The organism is Streptomyces odonnellii (assembly GCF_000981895.1).
In the GTDB taxonomy this organism is placed as follows: domain Bacteria; phylum Actinomycetota; class Actinomycetes; order Streptomycetales; family Streptomycetaceae; genus Streptomyces; species Streptomyces odonnellii.
This window is the reverse complement of record NZ_LATD01000060.1, coordinates 1-11,695: the sequence shown is the minus strand read 5'-3', so window position 1 is coordinate 11,695 and position 11,695 is coordinate 1. Positions and strand designations below refer to the sequence as shown.

Genomic DNA, 11,695 nt, shown 5'->3' with positions numbered 1-11,695 from the left:
CGACCGTCCCAGGGGCACGAAGGGCTCCGGAGGCGCGGCGAAGCCCCGGGCCGCCAATGCCGCCCGCACCGGGCCGGAAGCCCCGGCCGCCCAGAGCCCCGCCCAGCCTGCCGCCACCCGGCCCCCGGGGCGCAAGACCCGTCCCCCGCAGGAGGAGAGACCATGAAGTATCTCGACGAGTTCAGCGATCCCGATCTCGCCGCCCGGCTGTTCGACGACATCCGGGCCACCGTCACCCGGCCCTGGGCACTGATGGAGGTCTGCGGCGGCCAGACCCACTCGATCATCCGCCACGGCATCGACCAGCTCCTCCCCGACGAGGTCGAACTGATCCACGGACCCGGCTGTCCGGTCTGTGTGACGCCCCTGGAGACCATCGACAAGGCGCTGGAGATCGCCTCCCGGCCCGATGTGATCTTCTGCTCCTTCGGCGACATGCTGCGGGTACCGGGCAGCGGCCGGGATCTGTTCAAGGTCAAGAGCGAGGGCGCGGACGTACGGGTGGTCTACTCACCGCTCGACGCGCTCCGGATCGCCCGCGAGAACCCCGGCCGTCAAGTGGTCTTCTTCGGAATCGGGTTCGAGACGACGGCACCGCCCAACGCGATGACCGTGCACCAGGCCAGAAAGCTCGGCATCGAGAACTTCAGCCTGCTGGTCTCCCATGTCCGGGTCCCCCCGGCGATCGACGCCATCATGAACGCGCCCGCCTGCCGCGTCCAGGCCTTCCTCGCCGCCGGCCATGTCTGCACGGTCATGGGCACCGCCGAGTACCCCGAACTCGCCGCCCGGCACCGCGTTCCCATCGTCGTCACCGGCTTCGAACCGCTGGACATCCTGGAGGGGATCCGGCGCGCCGTACGCCAGTTGGAGGCCGGTGAGCACACCGTCGAGAACGCCTATCCGAGGGCGGTACGGGCGGAGGGCAGCCCGGCCGCTCGCGCCATGCTGGAGGAGGTCTTCGAGGTCACCGACCGGGCCTGGCGCGGTATCGGCGTGATCCCGGCCAGCGGCTGGCGGCTGTCCCCCGCCTACCGGGCGTACGACGCGGAGCACCGCTTCTCCGTGACCGGTATCCGAACCCAGGAGTCCACGGCCTGCCGCAGCGGCGAGGTGCTCCAGGGACTGATCAAGCCGCACGAGTGCGAGGCGTTCGGCACGGTCTGCACCCCGCGCACCCCGCTCGGCGCCACCATGGTGTCCAGCGAGGGCGCCTGTGCCGCGTACTACCTGTACCGAGGTCTGTCGGCAGTGGACCCGGCGGCCGACGCCGGATCGGGAACACGGGAAGAGGTGACCTCCGTTGGCTGAGGCAATGCCGACCAGGACCCGCGAGGCGGACGCCGTCCGGCCCGAGGTCCGGACCCGAGTGCGCCCCGCCGCACCGGACTTCGACGGGTGGGCCTGTCCCGTACCGCTCCGCGACCACCGGAAGATCGTGATGGGGCACGGCGGGGGCGGGCGGCTCTCCGCCGAACTCGTCGAGCATCTCTTCGCCCCGGCGTTCGGCGGCGAACTCCTCGCGGAACTCGGCGACTCCGCGGCGCTCACCCTCGGCGGGGCACGGCTGGCCTTCTCCACCGACTCGTATGTCGTGCGCCCGCTGTTCTTCCCCGGCGGCAGCATCGGCGATCTCGCGGTCAACGGAACGGTCAACGACCTTGCCATGACCGGCGCCCGACCCGCCTTTCTGTCCTGTGCGTTCATTCTGGAGGAGGGCGTCGAGCTCGCCACGGTGGGCCGGATCGCCGAGGCGCTCGGCGCGGCGGCCCGGGCGGCCGAGGTGACTGTCGCGACGGGCGACACCAAGGTGGTGGACGCGGGGCACGGCGACGGCGTGTACATCAACACGGCAGGCATCGGCTTGATCCCCGACGGTGTCGACATCCGGCCGCGCCGCGCCGCGCCCGGCGATGTCGTGATCGTCAGCGGCCCGATCGGCGAGCACGGCGTGGCCATCATGAGTGTCCGCGAGGGTCTGGAGTTCGGGGTGGAGGTCGAGAGCGACACCGCGCCACTGGCCTCGCTGGTGAGGGCGATGCTGACCGCCTGCCCCGATCTGCACGCGCTGCGCGATCCGACCCGCGGCGGTCTGGCGACCTCGCTCAACGAGATCGCGTCGGCGGCCGGAGTGGGTATCACTCTCAGGGAGCGTGCGCTTCCGGTACCGGAGGCGGTGGCCAACGCCTGTGCCTTCCTCGGCCTCGATCCGCTGTATGTGGCCAATGAGGGCAGGCTCGTGGCGTTCGTACCGCGGGCGCACGCCGACGCGGTGCTCGCGGCGATGCGCGCGCATCCGCAGGGCGGAGGAGCGGTGGTGATCGGTACGTGTACGGCGGACCATCCGGGCATCGTGGTGGTGAACACCGGACTCGGCGGGACCCGGGTGGTGGATCTGCCACTGGGTGAGCAACTGCCGCGTATCTGCTGAGGCTTGGCCTGGGAAACGGAAGGGGCCGGATGGCGGAACCCCCTGGTGTGAACGGAGTTGAAGAGGATCACGGAGTCCGTGGCACACATGGATTCTGCGATGAGCGGTTCACCGCCGTACGGGACACCCTGGCCGGGCTGCTCGGCAACGGCGACCTCGGCGCGGCGGTCTCGGTCCGGCTCGGCGGAATACCCGTGGTGGACCTCCGGGGCGGCCGGTCCGATCCGGCGCGGAGCACGCCCTGGGGTCCTGACACGCTGGTCGGGGTGTTCTCCGTCACCAAGATGATGACCGCGCTCTGCGCCCATCTCCTCGCCGACGAGGGCGAGTTGGACTTCGGCGCTCCGGTGGCCCGGTACTGGCCGGAGTTCGCCGCGGCGGGCAAGGACGAGGTCCTGGTACGCCATCTCCTGGGGCATACGGCCGGACTGCCCTCCTGGGACGATGAGCTGGCGGTCGAGGACCTGTACGACCGGGAGAGGGCGACCGGGCTGCTGGCGGCGCAGGCGCCCTGGTGGCGGCCGGGGACCGAGTGGGGCTATCACTCGGTCACCTTCGGTTTTCTGGTCGGGGAGGTCGTCCGCCGGATATCCGGGCTGTCCCTCGGCGCTTTCTTCCGTACCCGGCTGGCCGAACCGCTGGGTGCGGACTTCCACATCGGTGTGCGCCCCGGGGACGATGCCCGTATCGCGCGCTACCGGGTGCATCCCGCGCTGTTCGACCCGCCCGGGCCGGCGGAGGGGCTGGCGCCCGAACTGATCGCGCAATTACGGAAGTTACTCGGCAATCCGCCGGTGTCGGCGGACACCGTCGAGTCCACCGAATGGCGCCGCGCCGAGATACCCGCGTCCAGCGGCTACGGCACGGCGGGCGCGATCACGGCCGTACTCTCCGTCCTGGCCGGAGCCGGTGAATCGGGCGGTACCCGGCTGATGTCACCGGCGGTCGCCGACCGGGTCCTCGATGTGCAGTTCGACGGCGCCGACCGGTACACGGGCGCCCCTGTCCGCCACGGCATGGGATACGGCCTGAACTCACCGGCGGCGCCCTTCTCCCCCAATGAACGCGCCTGCATATGGGGCGGCTTGGGCGGCTCGGTCGCGATGGCCGACCTGGACGCCGGGATGAGCGTCGCGTACATCACCAACACCCTGAATCCGGGCGGCGGTTCGGACGGCCGACGCGGTCTGTCGGTCATCGCGGCGGCGTACGAGTCGCTGGCCGCGCGCTGAGACCGCAAGCCGGACCACGGACTGCGAGCAGCGGTCCGCAGACCGCAGAGGCGGGCAGCGGGCAGCGGCTGATGCTGCGGCCCGCCCACCCAGCCTGGGCCCCTCCCGTCGGCGTCCGTCCCGCCGTTTAGGGGCCACGGGGCGCCCCCGCTACTCGGGCGGCGGTACGGTGCCCGTACGGGTCACCCGGGCGTACCAGTGGGCGCTGGACTTGAGCGTGCGGCGCTGGGTCGCGTAGTCGACGTACACCGCGCCGAAGCGCCTCCCGTAGCCGTACGACCATTCGAAGTTGTCGAGCAGCGACCAGAGGAAGTAACCGCGGACATCGGCGCCCGAGGCGATGGCCCGGTGGACGGCCGCGAGATGGTCCCGGAGATAGGCGATCCGCTCCGGGTCCCGGACCTCGCCGTCGGGGGCGGCGTAGTCGTCGAAGGCCGCCCCGTTCTCGGTGATCATGACGGGCAGCCCGGGGTGGTCCCGCCGTACCCGCATCAGCAGTTCGTACAGACCGCTGGGGTCGATGGTCCAGCCCATGGCGGTCCGGTCGCCGGGGGTGGGGTGGAAGACCACCTCGTCCGCGCCCGTCCAGGGGCTGTGATCGCTCACCGCGTGTCCGTCGGATCCATGTGTGGCGGGCCCATGTGTGCCGGCCCCATGGGAGACCAGGGTGGGTGAGTAGTAGTTGACGCCGAGGAAGTCCAGCGGCTGGTGGATGAGTGCGGTGTCGCCGTCCCGGACGAACGACCAGTCGGTGACCCCCTCCGTGTCGGTCAGCAGATCGGCGGGATAGGCACCGGCCAGCATGGGTCCGGTGAAGATCCGGTTCGCGACGGCGTCGATACGCCGGACCGCGTCCGCGTCCCCGGCGCTCCCGGTCAGCGGGCGCACATGGTGCAGATTGAGGGTGACGGAGACCTTGGCGTCGGCCGGCAGCCGCTCGCGCATCGCCTGGACCGCCAGACCGTGGCCGAGATTGAGGTGGTGGGCCGCGCGCAGGGTGTCGGCGGGTTCGGTACGGCCGGGGGCGTGGACACCGGAGCCGTACCCGAGGAAGGCGCTGCACCAGGGCTCGTTGAGGGTGATCCAGGTGCCCGCCCGGTCGCCCAGCGCGTCGGCGACGATGCCCGCGTACTCGGCGAAGCGGTACGCGGTGTCGCGCCCGGGCCAGCCCCCGGCTTCTTCGAGTTCCTGGGGCAGGTCCCAGTGGTAGAGGGTGACGACCGGCTGGATGCCCTTCTCCAGCAGTCCGTCGGCCAGCCGCCGGTAGAAGTCGAGGCCCTTCTCCGAGGCGGGTCCGCTGCCGGTGGGCTGGACGCGGGGCCACGAGACCGAGAAGCGGTACGCCCCGACGCCCAGGCCGGAGAGGATCTCGATGTCCTCGGGCCAGCGGTGGTAGTGGTCGGTGGCGATGTCGCCGGTGTCGCCATTGCGTACCCGGCCCGGGGTACGGGAGTAGACGTCCCAGATGGAGGGGGTGCGCCCGTCCTCCTGCGCGGCGCCTTCGATCTGGTAGGCGGCGGTCGCGGCGCCCCAGAGGAAGCCGGGCGGGAAGCTCAGGGGCGCCGCGGGGTCGGGGGCATGCCCGGGGGCGGTTTCCGAGGTGGCCACAGGGGTCCTTCCGCAGAGGGCGGGCAGAGGGCGAACGGCGGTCGTACAAGCGGGTCGTGCGGCCGTGGGAGTGCGGTGCGGAGGAGCCCTCCCCCACGGATCAGGAGTCCGGCGGACCGGCCCCTGGGAGCGCTCCCACTCGATTGTGGAAGACTCTCCGTGGAGACCCTGCCTTGTCAAGGCCACTTTCCGTTCCGTGCCCGGACGAGTCCGGATGCGGACGGGCACGGGCATGGACGGGCGCGGGCCCCGGGCCGCCGGCTCTCCGGCGGCCCCGCACGATTTCCCGGTGAGCGCCACGGCGCGGCACCCGGGACGAAGGGCAGGAGACGACGGATGAGCAGCGCCGCACAGCCGGACAGGAGGCCGACCCTGGAAGCGGTCGCCCGGCTCGCGGGCGTGGGCAGGGGTACGGTCTCCCGGGTCGTCAACGGCCTCCCAGGGGTCAGCGCGAAGGCCAGGACCGCCGTCGAGGCGGCCATCGCGGAACTGAACTACGTACCGAATCCCGCCGCCCGCAGCCTGGTCACCAGCAGGACCGACAGCATCGCGCTGGTGATCCCCGAGTCGGAGAGCCGGCTGGCCGCGGAGCCGTACTTCGCCGCCGTGATCCGGGGGGTGAGCAGTGAACTCGCCGACACCGAGATGCAGTTGCTGCTGATCCTGGTGCGCGACCGGCGCGAGCTGGACCGGCTGATCCGGTTCGTGGAGGCGCGCCGGGTGGACGGAGTGCTGCTGGTGTCGGTCCACCGCGACGACCCGCTGCCTGCGTTCCTGGAGAAGACCCGGATACCGACGGTCCTGGTGGGACGGCGGTCGGTGGATGAGCCACTGAGCCACGTCCACTCCGACAACGCGGGCGGCGCGGCGCAGGCCGTACGGCTGCTGCTGGACCGGGGGCGTACGGTCGTCGCCACCATCGCCGGACCGCTCGACATGGATGTCGGCGACAGCCGCCTCCAGGGGTGGCGCGACGCCCATGCCGAGCGGGACATCCTGCCGGACGAGTCGCTGGTCGCGGCGGCGGACTTCACCGAGGAGGGCGGCCGGGCCGCCATGGGCGAACTCCTCGGGCGCCGCCCGGACATCGACGCGGTCTTCGCCGCGTCCGATGTGATGGCCGCGGGCGCGCTGACCGAACTGCGCGAGCGGGGGCGGCGGGTGCCGGAGGATGTGGCGGTCATCGGTTTCGACGACTCGATCGTGGCCCGTCACACGGTGCCGCCGCTGACGAGTGTCAGCCAGCCGACCGAGGAGATCGGCCGGACCATCACCCGGCTGCTCCTCGACGAGATCAACGATCCCGCCGCGCCCCGCCGCCGTTTCACCCTGCCGACGACCCTCACGGAACGCCGGAGCACCTGAGCGGCTGGGGCGTGTCCGGCGGATCTTCGTGGACCCGCGGAGATCCACCGGAGAGGGCGGCCCGGGTCAGGTCCGCGCCCAGAGGCAGAAGGGGTGTCCCGCCGGGTCGAGACAGACCCGTACATCGTCCTGGGGCTGGAAGCGGTGCGGGACCGCGCCCAGTTCCTCGGCGTACGCGACGGCGCGGTCCAGATCGTCGACCTCGATGTCGAGATGGATCATCATCTGCTGACGGCCGGACTCGGAGGGCCACTCGGGCCTGGTGTACGCGGGCTCCGACTGGAACGCCAGGCCCGCGCCACCGCCCGGCGGAACGAGCTTGACCCAGTCGGGCTCGTCGGCCGCCACCGTCCAGCCGAGAAGCCGCTGGTAGAACGCGGCCAGCTCGCGCGCGTCCGGCGCGTCGAGCACCGCGCCGGTGAGTGTCGTCCGTGGTCGTTCGGCCATCGAGCCACCTTCCCCCGGCCCGGTGGGCCCCGGTCGATCGTAACGGCCGGTGATCAACGTACCGCGCCCGGCCGGGGAGCCCTCCCCGGCCGGCACGCGGGGTCCGCTCAGACGGCGGACGCGAACGCGTCGACCCCGGTCAGCTCGGCCGAGAGCCGCCACAGCCGCGCCGCCTGCTCGGGATCGGTCGCCCAGTCCCGTACACCGCCCCGCACCGAGGGGTCGGCCGCCGCGGGCTCCGCGATCTCGCAGTCCTCGCAGTACACCCCGCCCGCGTCCGCCAGCTGGGGCGATGTCGCCGCCCAGAGCTGGGTGGCCGCGCCCTGCTCGGGCGACTTGAAGGAGGGGTTCAGCGGATTGCCGTCCTCGTCGACCCAGCCCGCCGCGACCATCTCCTCCCTGGCGAGATGGCGCTGAAGCGGCGTGAGGATACCGCCGGGGTGCACCGAGAACGCCCGTACACCGGCGTCACGGCCGAGCGCGTCGAGCTGCACGGCGAAGAGCGCGTTCGCCGTCTTGGCCTGGCCGTAGGCCACCCACTTGTCGTAGCCGGTCTCGAACCACAGGTCGTCCCAGCGGATGGGCGAGCGGTGGTGCGCGCCGGAGGACAGTGAGATCACCCGCGCCCCGCCGGGCTCGATGGCCGGCCAGAGCCGGTTGACCAGCGCGAAGTGGCCGAGGTGGTTGGTGGCGAACTGCGCCTCCCAGCCGGGGCCGACCCGGGTCTCCGGGCAGGCCATGACGGCGGCGTTGCCGATGACGATGTCGATGGAGCGGCCCGAGGCGACGAAGCGCTCGGCGAAGGCGCGGACGCTGTCGAGATCGGCGAGGTCGAGTTCGTCGATCTCGACCCCGTCGATGCCGGTGAGCGCCTCCTCGGCGGTCGCGGGCCGCCGGGCCGGTACGACGACATGGGCACCGGCGCCGGCGAGCGCCCGGGTCGTCTCCAGTCCGAGGCCGGAGTAGCCGCCGGTGACGACGGCGAGTTTTCCGGTGAGGTCGATACCGCGCAGTACGTCCGCCGCGGTGCTCCGCGCTCCGAACCCCGATCCGATCTTGTGCTGAGACGTGGTCATGTCCTGAAGGCTACGAACTGGAGCGCACTCCAAGTCAAACGTGCGAGCACCACCCCACGGCCGGAGCTGATCCGAACACGGTCCGACCCGGTGACGGAGCGGCCGCATGGGCGACCGATATGTCGGCCGCACGAGCGACCGTCGAATCCACCGGCGGACCGCGGGGCGCGAACCGCCCACGATCGGGTCAGCGATGCGGGGTCCGGGCGGATCAACTGCTAGGCAGGCAGGGACGTCGTTGTCCCTTCCGCAGCTCTGGAGTCATCCATGTCCTTCGACACCGTCCTCGCCCAGGGCCAGGAACCGCCCAGTGCTCGCCCGCTGATCCCGGGGCAGGAGGCGGACGAGGGGACGGGCCCGGGTACGGAAGCGGGCGCGGGAACAGGCATGGGCACGGGCCTGGCGGGCACCACGGTCGAGGAGCGGGATCTCGCCTTCGACGGGTTCCGCTACACCTGCCGGGTCGTACGCAACGGCGAGCGGCTGACCGAGCCCCTGCTGGTGCTGGGCGGCTCGTCCCAGGACCGCAACTCGTGGATCCGGCACGAGAAGTGGCTCAGCCCGCTGGGCCAGGTGATCACGGTGGATCTGCCGGGGTACGGCACCGCGGACTTCCTGCCGGCGTCGTACGGGGTGGACTTCCTGGCCGCGGCCGTACGGCAGTTGCTCACCGAACTCGACGTGCCGCGGGTCAATCTGGTCGCCGCCTGTTACGGCGGAGCAGTCGGGCTGCGCTTCGCCCAGCACTGCCCGGGGATGCTGGCGCGGCTCCTGCTGGTCGGGATGACCACCCGGATCCCGGCGGACTACGCGGCGGCGATGGAGCGCTGGGCGGTCATGATCGACCAGGGCGAGACGGAGTCCATCGCACGTGAGCTGGCCGACCGTTTCATGTCGCCGCCCGGCACGGGCCGGGTCCGCAAGCACGCCGCCGTCTCCCGGCTCGTGTACCAGCAGATCGCCGGCCAGGACCCGGAGCAGCTCCGGAAGTCGGCGGAGCACAACACCCGGCTGATGCGGCACGAGTGGTACCGGCCGGAGCCGGTGCCCGCCGTACCGAGCCTGGTGGTCACCGGGGAGTACGACACACTGTGCACCCCGGAGATGGGGCGGGAGGTGGCCGCGCAGCTCCCTCGCGCGCGGTTCATGACGATCGACGAGACCGATCATCTCGCGCCGGTGGAGCGGATCGCGGACTTCGCCGATCTCGTGGTTCGCTTCTGCACCGACCGCCCGCTGGACGAACTGCCCTACTGCAGCAGGCCGGAGACCCTGGGCACGTCGGTGGCCGTGCCGGTCCGGCCGTAGCCGCACGTTCGATGGGCCGCGCCGGATCCGGTGCCGCTCGGCCGAAGGGGTGCCGGGCGCCGGCGGGCGCCCGGCATGGGTGTGCGCGGCCGGTGGTACGGTCACCCGTCCAGCCGGTCCAGTTCCTTCAACTGCCCGGCGCGGCGCTCCCCCAGGTCCCTGGCGAGGCCTGTCGCGGCGGGCGCGGCTCCCGAGTCCTGCTCGCCCCGCGAGAGAAGGATGCCCTGTTCGAGGTGCTCGCGGAGATAGGTCTTGGCGAGGGTGTCGAAGGCCTTGCCCCGGTTCTCGGCGACGGTCCGCAGCTCCGCGTCGGTGACCATGCCCTTCATGTCATGACCCTCGTGCGGATTGGTGCCGGCCGCGCCTGTCGCCTTGAGGACCGCGCGCAGCCGGGCCAGTTCGTCCCGGTGCGTCACCTCCGTACGCCGCGCGAGTTCCGAGAGGCCGGGGTCGGCCGCGCGGTCGGCGACGAGGTCGAGCAGGAGGAGGGTGCGTTCGTTCATGGGTGCCATGAGCTGGGCCCAGCCGCGGTCGGTGGCGTTGTAGCCGCCGGGCGCGACGGCGTCGGCGGAGTAGGACGGTGTGGCGCTCTTCGCCGGAGGCCGGGCGCCGCCGTCACCGCCACCGGTGCTACCGCCGTCGCCACCGCCGCAGCCCTGCGTCCCGAGCAGGGCCAGCGTCAGCAGTGCGGCCGGAAGGACACCCGACAGGTTTGTACGGCCCGGACGGGGCGGCGGCCCACCACCCTTGCGCGGCCGACCGCCGCCCCACGGCATCACGGGTTCCCGTTGGCGCCGCATTTGATGATCGGGTTGATGCAGTTCTTCACGCGGCGCTCCATCTCCCCCGCCGGCCAGGCGTTGAAGAAGTCACCGTGCATGGTGTAGCCGGGCCCGGACGCGAGCCGGAAGCCCGCCGGGTTCCCGTTCACCGGGTAGCGCAGGACCTGGCGCAGCTTGGGCACCGGGACCGGGTGGCTCGCCGGGCACGCGTTGTTGACCGGGTAGGACATGTGGCTCTTGTGGTCCGCCGAGTCGAGGTCCCTGCCGTTCCAGCACTGCGGGAAGTCGAGGTACGACTCCATCATCGTGCCGGCCGGGCAGTTGACGAAGTCCTTCGACGGGGGGACATGACCGGCGTGCAGGCACGACCAGCGCGAACGGGTGTCCACGTCGTTCGGACCCGTCGCCTTGGCGTTGCCGGCCACGATCTTCAGGCCCTCGGGTATGGGCTGCGTACGGGCGATGATGTCGTCCGAGACGCCCTCACCGAGGTAGTAGAAGGTGGTGCCGGTCGGCTCGACGGGCTGGTTGTTCACGTAAAGGGTCGGAACCCAGTACGCGGAGAGGTCGACGACCGGGTCGCACGTGGTGGGAGCTCCCTTCAGGTCGCCGAGGTTGGTGTACGCGTTGGTGGCGTGGCTGCCGAAGAAGCTGTGCATGTGCGAACCGCCGGGCAGACCGGGCACCACGATCGGGTCGTCCGGCAGCCGGTGGCTGAACTTGCACTCGGCCACGAACTCGGCCACACGCACGACGTCCGGCGCCGCGGCGGCCTTGGCCGGAGCGGCTTGCCGGGTGACTTCACTCTCCACCTGGGCGACCGCCCCGGTGGTCCCGAAGATGAGCTGAGCGGCGACGGCGCACACCGCCACTAAGCCGGCGAGAAGGGCCCGCACGCGTCCCCTGCCGACGCGGCGGCCGTTCTCGGACCGCGATGATCTCATGACCACTCCAAACGGAGTCGAGGATTCCGCACACCGTCCGCACCGGTCACCGACCGGTGCTTGGGCAGTGCGGTATTCCGAGGGTGGGGGGCGGGGAGCCACGGACTGAAGCTCCCCTCGACTGCCGGACGCTAGAGTCGGCCCCAGGTGCCGTCAAGGTGCTGCGTCAAGTTCCGGAACTGACGTATCGTCAGTTCCGGATGACGGCAGAAGGCTTGGCGGCTTCCCCGGACGGACCCGGTGGATCATGCCCGGACGCCCGTACCTGGTCCCCTCGCGCCGCCGGGACCAGCAGGAGGCCTCCGTTCCCGGGCCCCGGTCGTGCTTCGGTCCGGCGACGCGACGTGCCGACGTGTTCAGTTGGTGAACGTTTCGGGTAGGTGCGCTGGGCCGTACCTTCGACTAACGAATCGGGGCGTTCGGCCAACGCATCAGGGCGAGCCCCGCCCGGAGCCCGGTCCGGCCCCGGAGCCCGGTCCGGCCCCGGCGCCCGGTCCCGCCC

At 71.6% G+C, this 11,695-nt stretch carries 10 protein-coding genes; 5 read left to right on the top strand and 5 right to left on the bottom strand.

The features are described 5' to 3' along the window. Nucleotides 1-162 precede the first annotated feature (162 nt). From hypD to WH07_RS07775, 3 genes are all read left to right on the top strand, one after another. The gene (gene hypD, locus WH07_RS07785) at nucleotides 163-1,311 is read left to right on the top strand and encodes a hydrogenase formation protein HypD (RefSeq protein WP_046496971.1); all 1,149 of its coding nucleotides are present in this window, start codon (nucleotides 163-165) and stop codon (nucleotides 1,309-1,311) included. A 130-nt stretch (nucleotides 1,312-1,441) separates the two neighbouring features. Beyond that, a complete protein-coding gene (hypE, locus tag WH07_RS07780; protein WP_232788766.1) occupies nucleotides 1,442-2,431 on the top strand; it encodes a hydrogenase expression/formation protein HypE in 990 nt (329 codons plus the stop codon). Nucleotides 2,432-2,478: 47 nt separating this feature from the next. After that, on the top strand, nucleotides 2,479-3,663 hold the full coding sequence (locus WH07_RS07775; protein WP_232788765.1) for a serine hydrolase domain-containing protein: 1,185 nt from the start codon (nucleotides 2,479-2,481) through the stop codon (nucleotides 3,661-3,663). A 150-nt stretch (nucleotides 3,664-3,813) separates the two neighbouring features. On the opposite strand, the gene WH07_RS07770 is transcribed toward WH07_RS07775, so the two are convergent. Further along, nucleotides 3,814-5,271 carry a GH1 family beta-glucosidase gene (locus WH07_RS07770; RefSeq protein ID WP_046496966.1) on the bottom strand — a complete coding sequence of 486 codons (1,458 nt, stop codon included), beginning with the start codon at nucleotides 5,269-5,271 and terminating at the stop codon, nucleotides 3,814-3,816. 336 nt (nucleotides 5,272-5,607) lie between these two features. Here WH07_RS07770 and WH07_RS07765 point away from each other — a divergent pair, with 336 nt between their 5' ends. After that, entirely contained in the window at nucleotides 5,608-6,636 is a 1,029-nt protein-coding gene (locus WH07_RS07765) for a LacI family DNA-binding transcriptional regulator (protein ID WP_046496963.1), read from the top strand. Between the two features lie 66 nt (nucleotides 6,637-6,702). Here the strand turns inward: WH07_RS07765 and WH07_RS07760 are convergent, their stop codons facing one another. Together WH07_RS07760 and WH07_RS07755 are read right to left on the bottom strand one after the other, a co-directional pair. Continuing rightward, entirely contained in the window at nucleotides 6,703-7,083 is a 381-nt protein-coding gene (locus tag WH07_RS07760; protein ID WP_046496960.1) for a VOC family protein, read from the bottom strand. A gap of 107 nt (nucleotides 7,084-7,190) precedes the next feature. Then, nucleotides 7,191-8,159 (bottom strand): SDR family NAD(P)-dependent oxidoreductase, encoded by a 969-nt coding sequence (locus tag WH07_RS07755; protein WP_046496958.1) that lies wholly within the window; start codon nucleotides 8,157-8,159, stop codon nucleotides 7,191-7,193. Nucleotides 8,160-8,426: 267 nt separating this feature from the next. Between WH07_RS07755 and WH07_RS07750 the strand changes: the two genes are divergently transcribed. Then, nucleotides 8,427-9,467, top strand: coding sequence for an alpha/beta fold hydrolase (locus tag WH07_RS07750; RefSeq protein ID WP_232788764.1), 1,041 nt, complete (start codon nucleotides 8,427-8,429; stop codon nucleotides 9,465-9,467). Nucleotides 9,468-9,568: 101 nt separating this feature from the next. Here the strand turns inward: WH07_RS07750 and WH07_RS07745 are convergent, their stop codons facing one another. Then, nucleotides 9,569-10,243 carry a DUF305 domain-containing protein gene (locus tag WH07_RS07745; RefSeq protein WP_052744288.1) on the bottom strand — a complete coding sequence of 225 codons (675 nt, stop codon included), beginning with the start codon at nucleotides 10,241-10,243 and terminating at the stop codon, nucleotides 9,569-9,571. Further along, entirely contained in the window at nucleotides 10,243-11,193 is a 951-nt protein-coding gene (locus WH07_RS07740) for a DUF1996 domain-containing protein (protein WP_079023038.1), read from the bottom strand. Before WH07_RS07740 ends, WH07_RS07745 begins: the two co-directional genes overlap by 1 nt. Between the last annotated feature and the right edge of the window lie 502 nt (nucleotides 11,194-11,695).